The following is a 17,233-nucleotide window of genomic DNA, read 5'->3' on the forward strand; positions in this document are numbered from 1 at the left end:
GTTGTGCGGTTTCAACTGACCGAGGAGCAGGGGGAGTTGCGCGATGCGGTGCGGGCCGCGATAGGTCGTCGGGCGGCTGGCGGTTCGTCGTGGCTTGTCGCGCCCCGCGGCGGAGCCGCAAATGGATACAGCCCCGCGCCCCTGAGGGGCGCTGGCCCTGAGCCTCGTTTGGATCGGACGTTGTGGCGGGCTCTCGGGGACCTGGGTTTCTTCTCCATGCGGTTGTCCGAAGCCGAAGGCGGGGTCGGACTCGGGTTGCCCGAAGCCGTGTTGGCGTTTGAGGAGGCTGGGCGGGCTCTTGTGCCTGGGCCGCTTGTTGCCACGCACCTTGCTGCTGGGGTTGTGCCTGGGGCCGCCGAAGGGGACGTTGTCGTCGCCGCTGCCGATGGGCGGATCGTGGAGTGGATGGACGAGGCTGATGTTGTGCGGCGGGGGGCCGAGGGGGCCGTAGCTCTGAAGTCAGTGGATCCGTTGACGCCTCTGCATCGGGTGCCGGCTCCTGCTGCGGTCGATCCCGTTGCCGTGTTGCTCACCGCTGCCGAGCAGCTTGGTACTGCCTCGCGGGCCTGTGAGATCGCCGTGCAACATGCGCGGACTCGGGAGCAGTTCGGGCAGCCGATCGGGGGGTTTCAGGCCGTCAAGCATCTGTGTGCGCAGATTCTGGTGCGGGTGGAGGTGGCTCGGGCCGCCGTGTATGCCGCTGCCGTGACCGGGGAGCGGGGTGACATCGCCGCTGCCCGGTTGCTTGCCGATGACGCTGCAGTGCGGGGGGCCCGGGACTGTCTTCAGGTGCATGGCGGGATGGGGTTCACCTGGGAGAGCGAGGTGCATCTGCTGCTGAAGCGGGCCTGGGTGCGGGCTCAGCGCGGTGGTGGGGGCACCGAGAGTGAGGAGCTGCTCGCCGCCGAGCTGGTCGGCTGAGGGGATGTCGCGGATTGTGGCATACCGGAATTACGGAGCGTTGATATCGGGTTGTGTCCTACGTGTGACCCGTCACGTCCTGGAGTCGGCTGCCCGCTCCGGTACCTTCTGTTGGATGCGAGTGGAACTGGCCTGTTCGACTCCCCGCGTAGAGCGTCGCACAGTATGCCGCACGGGTACTCCTTCGCGCTGGAATATGCCCGAAGCGCTTGTTGGGGTGACTGTACGTCAACCATGCTGTCTCGTAAGGGATTCACGTTCCGTGACCCTTGCTCTGGCCGTTGTTCTGGCCATGCAGAAAATGGCTACGATCGTGGCCCTCGCTGCGGTGTGTGCGTGGCGCGAGGTCATGTGTCCGCCGGTTCGGATGGTGTGAGCGGTGCAGGTGCTTCAGGTGCAGCTGGAAGTCCGGCCCGACCCCGCTGAGGTGGGGCGAGCCCGGAGGTGGGCCCGTTCGCGCCTGGCCGGGTCCGGCATAGAGGTCGACGAGCCGCTTGCCGAGACGCTGATCCTGCTCGTCTCCGAACTGGTCACCAACGCCGTGGTGCACACGGGCTGTCCGGCCGTGCTGCGGCTGTCCCTGCCCGGCGTCGCGGCCGAGACGGCCACCGTGCGCCTGGAGGTGGCCGACGCCAGCTCCCGGGCGCCCGTGCCGCGCTGTGTGGACGGAGAGGCGACCGGCGGGCGCGGACTCGCCCTCGTGGACGGGCTCGCCGACCGCTGGGGCTGGAGCCCCGAGGGCGCGGGCAAGCGCATCTGGTGCGAACTGGACCGCTGTGACCGGCCCGCGGAGGGCGCGGCCGCCTACACCGGTGGCGTTACGGCGTACGAGGGGCTGGCCTTCGAGGCTGTGTGACCGTCACGTCCGGGGCACGGTTGCAGAAACCGCTGCCATGCCGCGTTCGGTGAGAGGCGATGCGCCGGGGGTGTGCTTCCGTGCGCGCCTGCGGCAAATAGGGCGTAAGTAATAAATCCTCGTACGGGTGTTGACGCATCGTGTCCGTTTGATCACGCTTGTGGTCAGCGATTCGCCGTGAGGGGACGACGAGGGTTTCGGTGACGGAAGCCCTCGGCGAGTGTGGGTCGTGATTCGGCGTCGGCTTCTTTCAGGGCGGAGCCGGGGCGGGTGCGCCGAGGTCGGTCGGCGGCGCGTGGTGCCGTGTTCGGGGCGGGCGCCGCGCCGCCGGTCGACGAGTCGGGGGGGCGGGTGCAGAGAACAGCAGATCCTCGCCGCGCTGAAGTCGATCCGTGCCGCCCTGCTCGACGGTGCACCGATCCACGTCATCCTGGACAATCGACACCCCAGCGCACGCCATGCTGGACGAGGAACTCCAGGAAGTCGGCGGGTGGGTAGGCCTGGGCCGGGGCGAGGACACCGGGCTTGGCGCCGTCGGCAACGAGTCGGCGCGCGCTTTCGACCGCGATGACCGCTGTGGTCCCCTGCATGTCGATGCCCTGGGCGATGCCGCGAGCGTGCCGCCCGTCCTCGCTGGTCGCCTCGACGACGATGATCCAGCGCGCGGTGCGGCGGCTGTCCGCGGGCGGTCCTTCGGGAACGCTGTCGATGAGCGCGGGGGTGATGTCGGCGAATGCGGCCGCCAGTTCCGCACGGACCACCCCCTCGACCCGGCGTGCCGCGACGTGGCGGGGAACCGTGACCACCGCCGGAAGAGGGAACTTCACCACCGGCACCGGGTCGGAGCGGTCCGGAAAGGTGAGTGCTGTACGCCGTGCGGCGATATCGGGATGCCAGCGGCCGGCTGCGTAACCGAGGCCGCCGCCGGTGAACGTGTCGATGTTCTCCAGTGCCGACCGGAGAGTTCCGCGGGACGGCATGGCGCCTGTGCGGACCAGTTCCAGGCCGATGACGAGTTCCCGTACCGGACGGACGCGTGCGGCGACGAGGTGAGCGAGCAAGTCGCTGGGCAGGCCGTCGTCGTTGGCACCCGGGACCACCGTCACCCCGGCTGCCTCGGCCGGCCCGGCGAAGGCGCTGAAGACGCGATCGAGGTGGCGCTGTTCACCGGCGATGTCGACGTAATGGCATCCGGCGGCGATGGCGGCCCGCACGACCGCCTCGCCGGACAGAACGAATGGCCCCGCGCAGTTGATGACCGCGGAGCAGTCCCGGAAGGCATGGACGAGTGCCGCGTGGTCCCCGGATTCGGCGCGCCGTATCGCGGCGCCGTCGACCGCGGTGAGTCCGGCTCGGGCGGCTGCCTCGCCGAGGCGTTCGACGTTCCGGCCGACCAGTACCGTCTCGATGTCCCGCCGGGCCAACTCGGCGACGACGAGCTTGCCGGTGTAACCACCGGCGCCGTATACCGCGATCCGCATGTCCGATGTCCTTTCCACGGCCTCCGAAGCAGCGTATGGCTCTTGGGCGAGATGGTTAATGCGTCAGCGTCTCCTCTGCATACGTGATCGTCTCGGGCGCCGAAAATCTGAATACGCTGGCCGCATGGACCTGCTCAGTGATGTGATCGCCGCCATGCGCATGGGACGGCCGCACTATGCGCGCACCGAGCGGCGCGCGCCGTGGGCGGTACGCCACCGGCCCTTCGCCGGTGCCGGCTTCCACCTCGTCCTGGAGGGCAGGAGCTGGCTGATCCCTCCGGGCGGCTCACCGATCGAACTCCGGGCCGGAGACATTGCCTTCCTCCCCCACGGCAGTGCCCACTCCGTGGCCGGTGATCCCGCCGCGCCGGCGACCGACCTCCCCTCCTCGCCGCTCGCCGATCCCCACCAAGACGATCAATCCGACGGCGCCGGGGCCGGGTCCCGGACCGTGATGCTCTGCGGCGCCTACCTCATGGACCGCGCCCGGCCCCACCCACTACTGGGCGAGTTCCCGGACTTCGTTCACCTGCCGGCCCGCCTCGGACAGCACTCGTCACTGCGCGGAGCCACCGACCTCCTCGCGACCGAACTGGCGGAGCCCCGTCTCGGCAGTGACGCCCTGCTGCCCGCACTGCTCGACGCCCTGTTGCTGTACGTCATGCGGGCCTGGCTCGACGAGCGGCCCCGGCACGATGCGACCACCGGCTGGACCGCGGCCCTGCACGACCCGGCCGTCCACGCCGCACTCCAGGGCATTCACGGCGCCCCGCATCGGCCGTGGACGGTGGAAGAGCTGGGAGCACTGGCCGGGCTGTCCCGAGCGGCATTCGCCCGGCGGTTCACCACCCTGGTGGGCCGGCCACCGCTGTCGTACCTGACCTGGTGGCGTATGACCACCGCGGCCCGGCTGCTGCGCGACTACGATGCTCCGCTGAAGACCGTGGCCAACCGGGTCGGATACACATCCGAGTTCGCGTTCGGCACGGCCTTCAAGCGGGAGCACGGCCTGACGCCCGGCGCGTACCGCCGCCAGTCGACGTCCGCGGATCCTGGCGCCACGGACGCCGACCGTCGCGCCACGGGATCCGGCGAACGTGTGCGGCCGGAGCACTAGAGAACGGCCACCGGGGCCACCGGGGTTCCCGTTGCGCCGACGAACGGCTCGGGCATCGCGGAGAGCAGGAACGCGTACCGGCCGGTTTCTCCACAGGCTGTGGACAACTCCTCCAGGTTCCAGTTCTGGCCCTGCAGCATCCCCATCTCCACCAGGTCGAGGGCGTGCACGGGCAGCCACAGGTCCTCGATCTCGGGCGGGAAGATCTCGAAGGTGAGGGTGTCATTGGCGACGGCGGCCACGTCCCGCGCGTGGAACCACTCCGGGGTGCGCACCGAGAGACCGGGCGACGGATAGCCGTAACCCTCCTTGTTGCCGGCGAGGTACACCTGGATCTGGCCGGTCCGTACGAGCACGATGTCGCCGGCACGCACGCGCGTGCCGGCGAGGTCCTCGGCGGCCTCCAGGTCCTCCGGGGTGACCGCGTGCGAGCCGTCGAGGCGGTCCTTGTGCAGGGCGCGGGCCACGTCCAGCAGGACTCCGCGCGAGACGACGTGGCGCGGCTTGTCGATGCCGCTGAACTCGGCGCCGCCGTGCGCGGTGACGGTGGCGGTGGGGCGGCCGTTGTAGAGCCTGCCCGAGTGCGAGGCGTGGGCGAGCGCGTCCCAGTGGGTGCCCGACTGCAGGCCCATGGTCACGGCGTCGTCGCTGCACGCGACCGTGCCGGGGCCGAAGAGCTCCTGGTTGATCTGCACCATCGCGTGCAGCGGGTTGACGCGGCCCGGGATCATCCCCGTCTGCACGCCGTCCTGCTTCAGCGGCAGGGCGAGCGGGACGCGGCGGCCGGTGCGGACGGTCGCGGCCGCCTCGCGGACCACCTCGTCGGTGATCAGGTTGAGGGTGCCGATCTCGTCGTCGGCTCCCCAACGCCCCCAGTTGTTCACGCGCTTGGCGATCTCGTGGAATTCGGTGGGCAGCGACATCGGCCCTCCCCGGGGCTTGTCTCCTGGCATCTGACGGGTCATAAAATCTAACGGTCCGTCAGAAACCGCGGGAAGGGGCCGGGCGTGGGGAACTTCTTGGCAGGCAAGGTCGTCGCCGTGACCGGCGCCGGGCGCGGGATCGGGCGCGCGGTCGCGCTCGGCGCGGCGGCCGAGGGGGCCAAGGTCGTCGTCAACGACTACGGCGTCTCGGTCGACGGGGCGTCGCCGACGAGCGAGGTCGCCGAAGGCGTCGTCAAGGAGATCGAGGCGGCTGGCGGGGACGCGGTGGCGGTGGCCGACGACGTGTCCACGATGGCCGGCGGGGCGCGGGTGGTCGAGACCGCGGTGTCGACGTACGGGCGGCTGGACGGTGTGGTGTGCGTCGCCGGGATCCTGCGCGAGCGGATGCTGTTCAACATGTCCGAGGAGGAGTGGGATCCGGTGGTCGCCACTCATCTGAAGGGCACCTTCACGGTCTTCCGTGCGGCCTCGGCGGTCATGCGGAAGCAGCGGGCCGGAACCTTGATCGGGTTTACGAGTGGGAACCATCAGGGGTCGGTCTCGCAGGCCAACTACAGTGCCGCCAAAGGCGGGATCATCTCGCTGGTGCGGAGTGCCGCGCTGGGGCTGAACAAGTACGGGGTGAGCGCCAATGCCGTGGCGCCGGTCGCGCGTACGCGGATGTCGGCCAACGTGCCCATGGAGCTGGCGGAGATCGGGGAGCCGGAGGACGTGGCCGCCCTGGTCGTCTATCTGCTGTCCGACCGGGCTCGGGAGCAGGGGATCACCGGGCAGGTCTACACGATCGCCGGGCCCAAGCTGGCGGTCTGGGCCCAGCCTCGGGAGTTGCGGGCGGCGTACGCGGAGGGTTCCTGGACGCCGGAGCGGATCGCGGAGTTCCTGCCGGGGTCGGTGGGGGTGGATCCGATGCCGATGCTGGAGCGGTTGGCGGCCATGGAGAGGGCCGCGAAGGAAGGCGCTCGGCCCAACGCCCAATAGCTCGGCCTGAATCCCATCGAATCGGCCCGACGCCCAACCGAGGAGATCCGCGTGGACTTCGCATTTGCTTCCGGGGACCAGGAGTTCCGGACCGAGGCCCGGGAGTGGCTCTCCGAGCATGTCGGGCCGGACCGGGACCGTCGTACCTGGGAACGGACTCTTGGCAAAGCCGGGTGGATCGGGCTCGGGTGGCCCGAGGCCGGTTACGGGAACCGTGTCGCGAGCCTCACCCGGCAGGTCGTCTGGGCGGAGGAATACGCCCGCTCGGGTGCGCCTCCCCGGTCCGGGCACATCGGCGAGAACCTGCTGGCGCCCACCCTTCTCGCCCATGGCAGCGAGGAGCAGAAGGCGCGGTTCCTTCCGCCGGTCGCCGGTGGCGAGGAGCTGTGGTGCCAGGGGTACAGCGAGCCGGACGCCGGCTCCGACCTCGCCGGGGTGCGGACCACCGCCGTGCGGGACGGGGCGTACTACCGGATCAGCGGGCAGAAGGTCTGGACCTCGCTCGCCCACGAGGCCGACTGGTGCTTCGTGCTGGCCCGTACGGAACCGGACTCGCGGCGGCACCACGGGCTCAGCTTCCTGCTCGTCCCGATGGACCAGCCGGGGAGCGTCGAGGTCCGGCCCATCCGGCAGCTGACCGGGACCAGCGACTTCAACGAGGTCTTCTTCGACGGGGCACGCGCGCGCGTGGAGCACGTCGTGGGCGGTGAGGGAGCCGGGTGGCAGGTCGCCATGAGCCTGCTCGGGTTCGAGCGGGGGGTTTCCACGCTCGCCCAACAGGTCGGATTCGCGAAGGAGTTGGGGGAGGTCCTGAGGGCGGCCCTCGGCTCCGGTGCCGTGGCGGATCCCGTGGTGCGGGAGCGGCTCGTGCGGCAGTGGGCCGAGTTGCGGGTCATGCGGTGGAACGCCCTGCGGACGCTGGGGAGTTCGGGGGACGCGGGCGCGCCGAGCGTCGCCAAACTGCTGTGGGGCGGCTGGCACCAGCGGCTCGGGGAGCTGGCGATGGCGGTGCGGGGCGCCGTGGCGAGCGTCGGCCCCGGGGAGTGGTCGGCCTCGGTGTCGTACGAACTCGACGCCCTGCAGCACCTGTTCCTCTTCTCGCGGGCCGACACCATCTACGGGGGCTCGGACCAGGTTCAGCGCACGATCATCGCCGAGCGTGTGCTCGGCCTGCCCAGGGAGCCCAAGGGGGTCGTCTGATGCGCGGTGTGGTGTACGACGGGAAGCGGGTCGAGGTAGTCGAGGACCTGGACGTACGGGATCCGGGGCCCGGCGAGGTGCTGGTCGCGATCTCGGCGGCCGGGCTGTGCCACAGCGACCTGGCCGTGGTGGACGGGACCATACCTTTTCCCGTTCCTGTGGTGCTGGGGCATGAGGGCGCGGGGGTGGTGGAGGCCGTCGGCGCCGGGGTCACGCATGTCTCGCCCGGGGACCATGTGTCGCTGTCCACCCTCGCCAACTGCGGTACCTGCGCCGACTGTGACCGGGGGCGGCCGACCATGTGCCGCAAGGCGATCGGGCGTCCGGGGCAGCCGTTCACGCGGGGCGGGCGGCCCGTGTACCAGTTCGCCTCCAACTCCGCCTTCGCCGAACGGACCGTGGTGAAGGCCGTGCAGGCGATACGGATTCCCAAGGACATTCCGATGCCTTCCGCGGCCCTCATCGGGTGCGGGGTGCTGACCGGGGTGGGGGCGGTGCTCAACCGGGCGCGGGTGGACCGGGGGGATTCCGTACTGGTGATCGGGACCGGTGGGATCGGGCTCAACGTCATTCAGGGGGCGCGGATCGCGGGGGCCTCGCGGATCGTCGCCGTGGACGCCAATCCCGGGAAGGAGGCGGTGGCCCGGCAGTTCGGGGCGACCGATTTCCTGGGGTCGGCGGACGGGGTGCGGGAGCTGCTGCCCACGGGGGTGGACCATGCCTTCGAGTGCGTCGGGCGGGTGGAGCTGGTCCGGCAGGCGGTCGACCTGTTGGACCGTCATGGGCAGGCCGTGCTGCTGGGCACGGCGCCGGCCACCGCGGAGGCCTCCTTCCTCGTCTCCTCGATGTTCCTGGACAAGTCGATCCTCGGCTGCCGGTACGGGTCCTCGCGGCCGCAGCGGGACATACCGCTGTACGCCGAGCTCTACCGTCAAGGACGGCTGCTGCTGGACGAGTTGGTGACCGAGACGTATCCGGTGGAGGACTTCGAGAAGGCGGTGGGGGACGCGGAGGCGGGGCGGGTGGCCAGGGGTGTCCTGACGTTCTGAGCGGGTGCCGGGCGGGGTGCGGCCGGTCGCGAGGTGCGACTGCTTGCGGACGGTTGTCCACAGGGTGCGGAAAAGGGTTCGGGCGTTGTCGGTGGCGGCGCCTAACGTCGATCCCATGACCTACCGAGACGTCGCCTCCAAGCAGGTCCTGATCTGGGCCTGCACCTCCGTCGGCGCCCGCATGCCGGTGGCCATGGCTCCGCTGGCCCTGGTCTTCCTGGTGCGGGAGCGCCCCGGGGGGTATGCGCTGGGCGCCGTACTCGCCGCGGTCTATGTGATCGGCGAGATCGTCGGCGCCCCGACCCTCGGCATGCGGCTGCGCCCCGACCGGGCCCGCTCCCAGCTCGCCGCGGGCCTCGCCGCCGGAGCCGCCGGTTTCACGGGACTCGGGGTGTTGCCCGACGCGCACCCCGTCGTCCTCGGCGCGTTCGCGTGCGTGGCCGGGGGCGGACCGGCCGCGTCGGCGGGCGCGTTACGGGCGCTGCTCACCGACCTGGTTCCGGAACGAGCGGCGGCGCAGGCGCTGTCCACCGAGTCGATCCTGGTCTCGGGCATCTGGGCGGTCGCTCCGGCCGCCGTCACCGGTCTCGCCCTCGGCGCCGCACCGCGCGTGCCGCTGCTGCTCGCGGCGGTCCTGCTGACGTCCGCGGTGGTGGGCCTCCGACTGCTGCCGGCCCGCTGGCAGACGCACGGCGCGGAGCAGCCGGGTCAGTCACCGCTGCGGCTGCTGGCCGGCGCCTGGCCGCTGTTCGTCACGGGCGCGGCGGGCCTCGCCCTGCTGGGTCTCGCGGAACTCGTCCTGCCCGCCCTGCTGGAGCAGCGCGGCATCGGCGTCGGCTGGTCCGGGCCGATGCTGACGGGGCTCGCGGTGGGTGGCGGGCTCGGCGCGTTCCTCTACGGGCTGCGCGCCTGGCCGGGGTTGCTGCGCACCCGAAGCCTCGTGCTGATGTGCGCGATGACGGTGTGTGTGGCGCTGGTCGCGCTGATACCGACGCCGGCCGGGATCGCCGCCGCGCTCGTCGTGGGCGGGATGCTGCAGTCGGGCGTGCTGCTCGTCCGTAACCTGTCTCTGCGCGAGGCCCTGCCGCCGAGCCTGCTGCCCGCGGGCTACTCCGTCATGTACGCCGCCGCGGGCGCCGGTTACGCCGCCACCGGCTCCCTCTCCGGCACCCTGCTGAGGGTGACGGCGCCGTCGACGGCGATCCTGGCCGGCGTGGGTCTCACCCTGCTGCTGACGGCGGTCGGCTGGTGGGGCGAGGTGCGGCGGTCAGCGCAGGGCGCCGGCGTCGTCGTAACCCTTGGGGCCGCTGCCGGAGCGGAAGGTGCGGCGATACGCGGTGGGGGTGACCCCGAGGGCGGTCTGTAGGTGCTGGCGCATCGACTGGGCCGTGCCGAAGCCGGCGTCGCGGGCCACCTGGTCGACGGAGAGGCCGCTGGATTCGAGGAGGTGCCGGGCCCGTTCGACGCGCTGCTGGGTGAGCCACTGGCCGGGGCTGACGCCGACCTCCTCGCGGAAGCGGCGCGTGAAGGTCCGTACCGACATGGACTCCTGTGCGGCCATGTCGCGCAGCTGGATCGGCTCGTGCAGGCGGCCCAGGGCCCAGGCACGGGCGCCGGTCGTGGTCGCCACCTGTGGCTCGGGCACGGGGCGTTCGATGTACTGCGCCTGTCCGCCGTCCCGGTGCGGCGGTACGACGGTGCGGCGGGCGACCTCGTTGGCGATGGCCGAGCCGTGGTCGCGGCGGACCATGTGCAGGCACAAATCGATGCCGGCGGCGACACCGGCCGAGGTGAGGACGTCGCCGTCGTCGATGAACAGGACGTTCGGGTCGACGTCGATCTTCGGGAAGAGGGCCTGCAACTGGTCGGTCTCCGCCCAGTGGGTCGTCGCGGGCCGGCCGTCGAGGTAGCCGGCGGCGGCGAGGACGAAGACGCCCGTGCAGATGGAGGCGAGCCGGGTGCCGGGGCGGATGTGGGCGAGGGCGGCGGCCAGATCGGGGGTGAGGACGCCCTCCTCGAAGACCGGGCCGAGCTCGTACGAGGCGGGGACGATCACGGTGTCGGCGGTGGCCAGCAGCTCCGGGCCGTGCTCGACGGTGATCGAGAAGTCGGCGTCGGTGCGCACGGGGCCCGGCGGCCGGATCGAGCAGGTCACGACCTCGTACAGCCGACGCCCCAGGGCGTCCTTCGGGCGTCCGAAGATGCGGTGCGGAATGCCCAGCTCGAAGGGGAGCAGGCCGTCCATGGCGAGCACGACGACGCGGTGGGGCCGGAACGCCGAGCCGTCTGCCTGACTGGCGTGTGCCTGCCTGGCGTGTGCCTGCCTGGCCTCTGCCCGCCCGTCCTCTGCCCGCCCGTCCTCTGGCTGACTGTCCATGGCCCGATCCTAACGAATGCTGTCCTTCGGGCCAGTGGTTGCGAAGGATTCCGGCCAGGATGCTCTATGTCGTGACCCAGACAACCGAGGCCGCAGCGGCCGTAACGGACACCCCGACCCCTGGCAGACACCGCATCCACCGAGCCTGGTTCGTCGCCGCCGTCACCTTCGTGACGATCATCGGCGCGGCCGCCTTCCGTTCGCTCCCCGGACTGCTCATCGACCCGCTGCACGAGGACTTCGGCTGGTCGCGCGGCACGATCGGCGCCGCGGTCTCGATCAACCTCGCGCTGTACGGCCTCACCGCCCCGTTCGCGGCGGCGCTCATGGACCGCTTCGGCATCCGTCGGGTGGTCGCCGTGGCGCTGACCGTGATCGCGCTCGGCTCCGGGCTGACCGTGTGGATGACGGCCGCCTGGCAGCTGCTGCTGTGCTGGGGTCTGCTGGTGGGGCTCGGTACCGGATCGATGGCGCTGGCGTTCGCGGCGACGGTCACCAACCGCTGGTTCACCGAGCGGCGCGGCCTGGTGACGGGCATCCTCACCGCCGCGTCCGCCTCGGGCCAGTTGATCTTCCTGCCGGTGCTGTCATGGATCGTCGAGAAGCACGACTGGAAGCCGGCGGCCGTCACGGTGGCCCTCGCGGCCCTCGCGGTCGTCCCCTTCGTCTGGCTGCTGCTGCGCGACCATCCGGCGGACGTGGGCCTGAAGCCGTACGGCGCGAAGGAGTTCGTGCCGAAGCCGCCGCCGGCGACCGGGGCCGCCCGCCGCACCCTCAAGGTCCTGTCTACGGCCTCCCGCACCGGCACGTTCTGGCTGCTGGCCGGCACGTTCGCGATCTGCGGCGCCTCCACCAACGGCCTGATCCAGACCCACTTCGTGCCCGCCGCCCACGACCACGGCATGCCCATTCAGGCGGCGGCCTCGCTGCTCGCGGTGATCGGCGTGTTCGACGTGGTCGGCACGATCGCCTCCGGCTGGTTCACGGACCGCTTCGAGCCGCGCCGCCTGCTGGCTGTGTACTACGCCCTGCGCGGCGTCTCGCTCCTGTTCCTGCCCATGCTGCTGGCCCCTTCGGTCCACCCCCCGATGCTCTTCTTCATCGTCTTCTACGGCCTCGACTGGGTCGCCACCGTCCCGCCGACCGTCGCCCTGTGCCGTGAGCAGTACGGCGACGACAGCGCGATCGTCTTCGGCTGGGTCCTCGCCTCCCACCAGGTCGGCGCGGCCCTGGTCGCCTTCCTCGGCGGCGTGGCACGGGACGCCTTCGGCTCGTACGACATGGTCTGGTACCTGTCGGGGGCGCTGTGCGCGGTGGCGGCGCTGATGGCGCTGGTGATCCGGCGCCGGCCGGTCGCTCCGGTGTTGGCGGCGGCTTGAGTTTCCGTGAGCAGAGGCAGGGTGGGCATGGTCCCCCTGCCTCGAACCGTGCCACGGCCGGCTGCCTCGTACCCGTGGCCTGCGCGAGCTGAGCCTGTGTCATACCCAGTGCCCCGCGGCGCTCGCGTACGGCGTGACCCGGTTCGAGGCGGATGCGAGTGGCATCGTCAGCCTCCGGAGCCTCGGGTGAGGCCAGGACGTCGTCCCGCAGTTCGCCGGTGGACAACGTCAGAACCCAGCCGGTGTGGTCGTGGATCACCCTGGGCGTACCCGGTCGAGTGACGCGGGTGCAGGCGCGTGTCTGAGGTGACGTACGAACTCGCGGCCCACCTCGAACCGGGCGGCGAGGGCTGGCTGGTCATGTCCGACCTGGCCGACGCCTGGGTCTGCGCGGCCGGGACGAGCTGTCGGCCACGATCCACGCGGCGGGCCTGCGCGTCCTCGACCGCCTGGACACCACCCGCGCCACCGAGGTCACCTCACGGTGGCGACTGGTGGCGCGCTGAGATTCTGGACGACAGCCCGGACCGCCTCCGACGGAAGGGCAGGAGTCCGTCGGGGCGCTCGCTCACTGTGGTGTGGTCGAATACCGTTCGATGCTCGCGCGGCCTGTCGACCGGTCGAGCAGTCGCAGCTCCCACGGGCCCGTGTTCACATCGAAGTCTTTGCCGAACCCGACCCACTTGCCCGCCATGCGTCGACCCGTCGGCTCGATGAGCAGCTGAAGCGCACCGTGGTACCGGGCACCCTGGTAGTACCCGTCAGGCGCCGTCTGCTCGGTCCATGTACCGGTGACAACGTTCCGGTCGACGGTGAGGTCCAGAGACATCGGGCTGTCCGGGTTGGTCGACGCTCCGGGCAGGCTCTGAGCTGTCAGCCGGTTGCCGTGCTGGACGATCACGACGTGATGCTTGCAGTCGAAGGTTTCGTCACGGCTGGACGAGTAGAACTCGTAGCGGGACAGCCAGATACCCGCGTACTCGATCTGTTGCAGCGGCTCCGGGCCTGTGACAGCGGCAACGGTGCCGACTTCCCCAGCCTCCATGTCGTGGCCTCCTGCCCCATCTGAGTGGACGCGTGCCATCGGGATCGCGAACCCCAATGACTCGGGGGTGCGGCCGGTGAGCTGCTTCAGCGCCCGCGCGTACAGCGGGCGGCATGTCCTGGTCTCTCCGGACTCCCAGCGTTGCACGAGTCGCTTGGAGGCGTCGTTCGGCTCCCCCAGCTCATCGCCCGCGCGACGCAGGCCCTGAGCGAACTCGTCCTGGCTGAGGTTCATCGACTTGCGTACAGAGGTCAGCACATCGTTGGGGATTCGCTCACGCTCGGCCGTAGTCGTCATGATCCGAGAGTAGCCGTGCCCCGTCACCAATGACACCGGTTTGACGCCCTCGGGTCGACGTCGACATACCGTCCGAGGGGCGCCTGGAACGTCGCCGCGATGGCCGCGACGGGTCCGGAACATGGTCGCCATGTCCATCCGCATCAGCGCTTACACGGTGAGAGCCGACGGCACTCGGACGGAGCCACGAACGCTGTACGAGGGTGAGGGCGGGGAGCCTCCTGCCACTGGCCTCATGCCGCCGTGCCTGTGTCCCAAGTGCGTGGGTGGACGACGTAACCCGAGCACCACGGAACCCCAATCACGTGGAGGAAAGCCAGCATGAGCACGGCAGTAGTGATCCGCGACCCGAGGGCGTACGTCACGCCGGACGTGTGGGAACGGGAGGTAGCGCTTCTCCTCCGCAACCCGGAGAACACGCGCGAACTGGCGGAGGCCAAGTTCGGACAGGCCATCGCCTACCTGGTCACATGCGGAGAGAACCCGGACCTTCTCATGGCCCGTCCGAGCAGGTGGACGAGGCATGGCACTCGTTCATGCTCGATTCGATCCCGTACCACCACTTCACCGACCGGCACTTCGGCAGGTACATCCACCACGTTCCGGAGCTTCCGGGGCCGACGGCCGGCGTCCAGTGCGTCAGCGACGACAAGGTGACGCGGGACGGCCGCGATCCCAAGACCGGCGGCCCGCTCGTTCAGGAACAGACGATCAAGGCCATCAAGGCGGCCGGGTTCGAGATCGACCCCGACCTGTGGGGCATGGAGGGCGCGGCCAGCTGTGGCCAGTGTCACGCCGGGTGCCACGACTCGCCCAAGTAGTGGTGAGCAGCACGTGAGTTGGGCCCATCCCCGTACGTTGGGGGTGGGCTCCGGGTGCAGGAAGGGATCGCCGCATGACATTGGCTGAGTCCTGGGACAGGTACGCGGTCGACAGCAAGCCACGCAGGACCGTGAACGCCAAGGGCGATACGACCTGGCTGAACTGGACCCAGTACACCGATCACGGGCCGAACGAGAGCGTTCTGGGTCCCGTGGCCGGACGCCGGGTGCTGGAACTCGGCTCGGGGAGCGGCAGTAACCTCGCGCACCTCGTGACGCTTGGGGCGACCGGCTGTGGGGTGGACATCGCCCCCGCCCGCGAGACAGTCGCGCGGGAGCGCTGGGGCGATCTGCCGGGCCTTGAGTTCCGTACGGCGGAGGCGACGGCGTTCCTGAAGGAGACGGACGAGACATTCGATGTCGTGCTCTCGATCTTCGGTGCCGTGTGGTTCGTCGATCCGGACACCCTGCTCCCGTTGATCCGCGCTCGTATGGCGCCAGGCGGCATCCTGGCCTTCTCGCATCTGCCGCCAGGCAGTGAGGGACCGAGGCCGGCCAAAGCCGGACTGCGGCACGACCGCGCCCCGGATGAGTGGGGGCGCATCCTGACAGGGCACGGTTTCTCTGACGTGTGCGTGTCGTTGATCGATCCGCCGGAGGGCAGGGCCGTGGGCACGATGCTTGTCCGTGCCTCGGCGGCCTGACCCTGAAGGGCAAGATATGTGCCCGCCTGATGCCCGGGACGGGACCCGGGCATCAGTTATGCCGGGGTATGGCCTACGGCGGGATGCCTCTGCGCCGTCACTCCCTGTCCGCCGCCATCATGCCGACGCAGTCGTCGAGCGCCGCGTGCAACGGCGGTACGAGGGCGGCGAGTTCGGCGTCCGACGCCTCGCCCGCCTCTAGCACGGCGCCGACGACCGCGGTCAGGACGGCTGCGGCTTCCAAGGCATGCGCGTCAGCCAGAGACTCAAGGAAACCGCCCGGGCGCGCGATCACGAACGCCTCCTTGCCGGTGGCCGGGTCGACGCCGAGGCTGCGGGGACGCGACCTGCTCATACGGCGACCTCCCACGGGACGTAGTCCTGGCCCATGGTCGCCAGAACGGCCGCCCGGCGCCGCTCCCGCTGAAGACGCCACCGCTCACGATCGTCACGCTCGCGTTCCCATACGACGACGTACGGCCGGACCAGGGGCTGACCGTCGGCGGCGATGACGTCCGTCGGGTACGCGAGCGACCGGCGCACGGGCGTGGGCCTATGGGTGGGAAGGGGAAGACAGGGGGTGGGGGACGGCGGCGTGGCGGCGCGGTGTGCTCCGCGCGGAGGCAGGAAGAGGCTCAGAACCGCGGCCAGTAGGCTGCGCATAGGTCGACTCCAGTTCAGTCGGCTCAGCCCCGGCACGGAAGCTCTCACCCTTCCCGCCGGGGCGCTTTCATGACGCTTGCATAGTATCGCCTTGTATCGACTTGACGCGATACGTATCTCAAAGAGCGCACATCAGTCCACTTGCTTAGCGTCGACTTCATGAATCCTGATGCTGAGATCGATCATGGCGCGCCACTGACTCCGTACCGGCAACTTGCCGAGATCCTGCGTGCCCAGATTCAACGCGGCGACTGGCGGCCGGGGCGGATGCTGCCCAGTGAAGCTCAGCTCGTGCAGCGGTACGGGATCGCACGGACGACCGTGCGGCGGGCGCTTGGCCTGCTGGCTGATGAAGGCTGGGTGTATGCCGTACCTCAGCGGGGATGGTTCGTCTCCGACCCTGTGCCGCCGTCACCCGAAATCCCCGGATAGCCGAGCCGGCCGTCAGCCTTCTCCGAGTCGCGTGAACCGCCACACTGAACCCCATGGACCTCGATCGCACGCGCCCGCTGTGGCGGCAGATCGCAGCGGAGATCATCCGGCGCATCCAAGACGGGGTGTACCCGCCGGGAAGCCGCGTGCCGTCCACTCTGGAGATCGCCCAGGAGTTCGGTGTGGTGAACGCGACTGCGGCGAAGGCCATGCGACATGTACGAGAGCAGGGCTGGACGCGGGGCGAAGTGGGGTTGGGAACCTTCGTGGTCGACCCGCTGCCGACCTCCTCCGAGTCTTAGGAGCGTACTTCTAAGGACTACAGTCCTAAGGTGCGCGTCCGCTCGACGGCCGTCCTGCGCTACGGCCGAACGAACCGCCCCCGATGGAACAGCAGCGGCGTCCCGTCCGCGTCGCCCGCCCCCAGCGCATCCACCCGCCCCACCACGATCAGATGGTCCCCGCCCGTGTGCACCGCGTGGATCGTGCAGTCGATCCACGCGAGCGTGCCCGTCAGGCGCGGGGAGCCGGAGACCGGGGACGCGTCGTACGGCACGCCCGCGAACTTGTCCGCGCCGCGTACCGCGAAGGCGCGGCACAGTTCGGACTGGTCGGCGGCGAGGACGTTGACGCAGAAGGCGCCCGCGCGGGCGATGCGCGGCCAGGTCGTCGACGTGCGGCCGACCATGAACGCGACCAACGGTGGGTCCAGGGAGAGGGACGAGAAGGACTGGCAGGCGAAGCCCGCCTCGGGTGAGGCCGTGATCACGGTCACGCCGGTCGCGAAGTTGCCCAGTACGCGACGGAATTCGGCCTGGTCGACCGGGGCGCGTTCGTCCTCGCCGACGCAGCGCAGCTCCGGGCGCGGCAGGGTCTCTACGGGGGCCGGGGCCCCGGTGGACCTGAGATAACGGACGGCGGCTGCGGCTGCCCCTGCGTGTCCCATCACACCAACCATTGAAGCTGACG

19 protein-coding genes and 2 pseudogenes are annotated in these 17,233 nt (G+C 70.4%); 13 read left to right on the forward strand and 8 right to left on the reverse strand.

From position 1 onward, the window contains the following. Window positions 1-3: 3 nt before the first annotated feature. Window positions 4-921, forward strand: a complete 918-nt coding sequence (locus tag ABZ848_RS22695; RefSeq protein ID WP_360834496.1) for an acyl-CoA dehydrogenase family protein — start codon at window positions 4-6, stop codon at window positions 919-921. A 394-nt stretch (window positions 922-1,315) separates the two neighbouring features. Then, complete coding sequence (locus ABZ848_RS22700) at window positions 1,316-1,777, forward strand: ATP-binding protein (protein ID WP_360834498.1); 462 nt, start codon at window positions 1,316-1,318, stop codon at window positions 1,775-1,777. A gap of 425 nt (window positions 1,778-2,202) precedes the next feature. Here the strand turns inward: ABZ848_RS22700 and ABZ848_RS22705 are convergent, their stop codons facing one another. Further along, the gene (locus tag ABZ848_RS22705; RefSeq protein ID WP_360834500.1) at window positions 2,203-3,258 is read right to left on the reverse strand and encodes a saccharopine dehydrogenase NADP-binding domain-containing protein; all 1,056 of its coding nucleotides are present in this window, start codon (window positions 3,256-3,258) and stop codon (window positions 2,203-2,205) included. Between the two features lie 124 nt (window positions 3,259-3,382). On the opposite strand from ABZ848_RS22705, the gene ABZ848_RS22710 reads away from it, so the two are divergent. After that, window positions 3,383-4,375, forward strand: a complete 993-nt coding sequence (locus ABZ848_RS22710) for an AraC family transcriptional regulator (RefSeq protein ID WP_360834502.1) — start codon at window positions 3,383-3,385, stop codon at window positions 4,373-4,375. Here the strand turns inward: ABZ848_RS22710 and ABZ848_RS22715 are convergent. Further along, window positions 4,372-5,298, reverse strand: coding sequence for a cyclase family protein (locus ABZ848_RS22715; protein ID WP_360834504.1), 927 nt, complete (start codon window positions 5,296-5,298; stop codon window positions 4,372-4,374). The two genes, ABZ848_RS22710 and ABZ848_RS22715, sit on opposite strands and share 4 nt — an antisense overlap. 84 nt (window positions 5,299-5,382) lie before the next feature. Between ABZ848_RS22715 and ABZ848_RS22720 the strand changes: the two genes are divergently transcribed. The 4 genes from ABZ848_RS22720 to ABZ848_RS22735 all read left to right on the forward strand — a co-directional run bounded on the left by ABZ848_RS22720 (window position 5,383) and on the right by ABZ848_RS22735 (window position 9,912). Beyond that, window positions 5,383-6,297 (forward strand): SDR family oxidoreductase, encoded by a 915-nt coding sequence (locus ABZ848_RS22720; protein WP_360834506.1) that lies wholly within the window; start codon window positions 5,383-5,385, stop codon window positions 6,295-6,297. A gap of 51 nt (window positions 6,298-6,348) precedes the next feature. Beyond that, window positions 6,349-7,497: an acyl-CoA dehydrogenase family protein gene (locus ABZ848_RS22725; protein ID WP_360834508.1), complete on the forward strand. Its 1,149-nt coding sequence runs from the start codon at window positions 6,349-6,351 to the stop codon at window positions 7,495-7,497. Continuing rightward, on the forward strand, window positions 7,497-8,546 hold the full coding sequence (locus ABZ848_RS22730) for a Zn-dependent alcohol dehydrogenase (protein ID WP_360834510.1): 1,050 nt from the start codon (window positions 7,497-7,499) through the stop codon (window positions 8,544-8,546). The genes ABZ848_RS22725 and ABZ848_RS22730 overlap by 1 nt, the downstream gene beginning before the upstream one ends. 115 nt (window positions 8,547-8,661) lie before the next feature. Continuing rightward, the gene (locus ABZ848_RS22735; RefSeq protein WP_360834512.1) at window positions 8,662-9,912 is read left to right on the forward strand and encodes an MFS transporter; all 1,251 of its coding nucleotides are present in this window, start codon (window positions 8,662-8,664) and stop codon (window positions 9,910-9,912) included. On the opposite strand, the gene ABZ848_RS22740 is transcribed toward ABZ848_RS22735, so the two are convergent. Further along, window positions 9,814-10,923 carry a helix-turn-helix domain-containing protein gene (locus ABZ848_RS22740; protein ID WP_360834514.1) on the reverse strand — a complete coding sequence of 370 codons (1,110 nt, stop codon included), beginning with the start codon at window positions 10,921-10,923 and terminating at the stop codon, window positions 9,814-9,816. The two genes, ABZ848_RS22735 and ABZ848_RS22740, sit on opposite strands and share 99 nt — an antisense overlap. A 59-nt stretch (window positions 10,924-10,982) precedes the next feature. On the opposite strand from ABZ848_RS22740, the gene ABZ848_RS22745 reads away from it, so the two are divergent. Next, window positions 10,983-12,302 (forward strand): MFS transporter, encoded by a 1,320-nt coding sequence (locus ABZ848_RS22745; protein ID WP_360834516.1) that lies wholly within the window; start codon window positions 10,983-10,985, stop codon window positions 12,300-12,302. A 34-nt stretch (window positions 12,303-12,336) separates the two neighbouring features. Here the strand turns inward: ABZ848_RS22745 and ABZ848_RS22750 are convergent. Next, window positions 12,337-12,561: pseudogene (locus ABZ848_RS22750) on the reverse strand (helix-turn-helix transcriptional regulator); the annotation flags it as partial. 59 nt (window positions 12,562-12,620) lie between these two features. Between ABZ848_RS22750 and ABZ848_RS22755 the strand changes: the two are divergent. Further along, window positions 12,621-12,760: pseudogene (locus ABZ848_RS22755) on the forward strand (methyltransferase); the annotation flags it as partial. A gap of 110 nt (window positions 12,761-12,870) precedes the next feature. Here the strand turns inward: ABZ848_RS22755 and ABZ848_RS22760 are convergent. Continuing rightward, the gene (locus tag ABZ848_RS22760) at window positions 12,871-13,644 is read right to left on the reverse strand and encodes an XRE family transcriptional regulator (protein ID WP_360834518.1); all 774 of its coding nucleotides are present in this window, start codon (window positions 13,642-13,644) and stop codon (window positions 12,871-12,873) included. 536 nt (window positions 13,645-14,180) lie between these two features. Here ABZ848_RS22760 and ABZ848_RS22765 point away from each other — a divergent pair. After that, a complete protein-coding gene (locus ABZ848_RS22765; protein ID WP_360834520.1) occupies window positions 14,181-14,465 on the forward strand; it encodes a hypothetical protein in 285 nt (94 codons plus the stop codon). 131 nt (window positions 14,466-14,596) lie between these two features. Continuing rightward, on the forward strand, window positions 14,597-15,169 hold the full coding sequence (locus ABZ848_RS22770; RefSeq protein ID WP_360834522.1) for a class I SAM-dependent methyltransferase: 573 nt from the start codon (window positions 14,597-14,599) through the stop codon (window positions 15,167-15,169). Window positions 15,170-15,266: 97 nt separating this feature from the next. Here ABZ848_RS22770 and ABZ848_RS22775 read toward each other — a convergent pair whose 3' ends face one another. Together ABZ848_RS22775 and ABZ848_RS22780 are read right to left on the reverse strand one after the other, a co-directional pair. After that, window positions 15,267-15,524 (reverse strand): hypothetical protein, encoded by a 258-nt coding sequence (locus ABZ848_RS22775; protein ID WP_360834524.1) that lies wholly within the window; start codon window positions 15,522-15,524, stop codon window positions 15,267-15,269. Next, on the reverse strand, window positions 15,521-15,712 hold the full coding sequence (locus tag ABZ848_RS22780) for a hypothetical protein (protein ID WP_360834526.1): 192 nt from the start codon (window positions 15,710-15,712) through the stop codon (window positions 15,521-15,523). Before ABZ848_RS22780 ends, ABZ848_RS22775 begins: the two co-directional genes overlap by 4 nt. Before the next feature lie 279 nt (window positions 15,713-15,991). Between ABZ848_RS22780 and ABZ848_RS22785 the strand changes: the two genes are divergently transcribed. Beyond that, window positions 15,992-16,264 (forward strand): GntR family transcriptional regulator, encoded by a 273-nt coding sequence (locus ABZ848_RS22785; RefSeq protein WP_360834528.1) that lies wholly within the window; start codon window positions 15,992-15,994, stop codon window positions 16,262-16,264. Window positions 16,265-16,317: 53 nt separating this feature from the next. Then, window positions 16,318-16,566, forward strand: a complete 249-nt coding sequence (locus ABZ848_RS22790; RefSeq protein ID WP_360834530.1) for a winged helix-turn-helix domain-containing protein — start codon at window positions 16,318-16,320, stop codon at window positions 16,564-16,566. 59 nt (window positions 16,567-16,625) lie between these two features. On the opposite strand, the gene ABZ848_RS22795 is transcribed toward ABZ848_RS22790, so the two are convergent. Then, on the reverse strand, window positions 16,626-17,210 hold the full coding sequence (locus ABZ848_RS22795; RefSeq protein ID WP_360834532.1) for a flavin reductase family protein: 585 nt from the start codon (window positions 17,208-17,210) through the stop codon (window positions 16,626-16,628). Window positions 17,211-17,233 lie beyond the last annotated feature (23 nt).

Origin of the sequence: Streptomyces sp. NPDC047081 (genome assembly GCF_040643775.1) — a bacterium.
In the GTDB taxonomy this organism is placed as follows: Bacteria; Actinomycetota; Actinomycetes; order Streptomycetales; family Streptomycetaceae; genus Streptomyces.

Excerpts from the sequence above, each read along its gene's own strand:
- ABZ848_RS22705 (WP_360834500.1), bottom strand. The coding sequence starts at position 3,258 with ATGCGGATCGCGGTATACGGCGCCGGTGGTTACACCGGCAAGCTCGTC.
- ABZ848_RS22710 (WP_360834502.1), top strand. The coding sequence starts at position 3,383 with ATGGACCTGCTCAGTGATGTGATCGCCGCCATGCGCATGGGACGGCCG.
- ABZ848_RS22715 (WP_360834504.1), bottom strand. The coding sequence starts at position 5,298 with ATGTCGCTGCCCACCGAATTCCACGAGATCGCCAAGCGCGTGAACAAC.
- ABZ848_RS22730 (WP_360834510.1), top strand. The coding sequence starts at position 7,497 with ATGCGCGGTGTGGTGTACGACGGGAAGCGGGTCGAGGTAGTCGAGGAC.
- ABZ848_RS22735 (WP_360834512.1), top strand. The coding sequence starts at position 8,662 with ATGACCTACCGAGACGTCGCCTCCAAGCAGGTCCTGATCTGGGCCTGC.
- ABZ848_RS22740 (WP_360834514.1), bottom strand. The coding sequence starts at position 10,923 with ATGGACAGTCAGCCAGAGGACGGGCGGGCAGAGGACGGGCGGGCAGAG.
- ABZ848_RS22745 (WP_360834516.1), top strand. The coding sequence starts at position 10,983 with ATGCTCTATGTCGTGACCCAGACAACCGAGGCCGCAGCGGCCGTAACG.
- ABZ848_RS22760 (WP_360834518.1), bottom strand. The coding sequence starts at position 13,644 with ATGACGACTACGGCCGAGCGTGAGCGAATCCCCAACGATGTGCTGACC.
- ABZ848_RS22765 (WP_360834520.1), top strand. The coding sequence starts at position 14,181 with ATGCTCGATTCGATCCCGTACCACCACTTCACCGACCGGCACTTCGGC.
- ABZ848_RS22775 (WP_360834524.1), bottom strand. The coding sequence starts at position 15,524 with ATGAGCAGGTCGCGTCCCCGCAGCCTCGGCGTCGACCCGGCCACCGGC.
- ABZ848_RS22785 (WP_360834528.1), top strand. The coding sequence starts at position 15,992 with ATGAATCCTGATGCTGAGATCGATCATGGCGCGCCACTGACTCCGTAC.
- ABZ848_RS22790 (WP_360834530.1), top strand. The coding sequence starts at position 16,318 with ATGGACCTCGATCGCACGCGCCCGCTGTGGCGGCAGATCGCAGCGGAG.
- ABZ848_RS22795 (WP_360834532.1), bottom strand. The coding sequence starts at position 17,210 with ATGGGACACGCAGGGGCAGCCGCAGCCGCCGTCCGTTATCTCAGGTCC.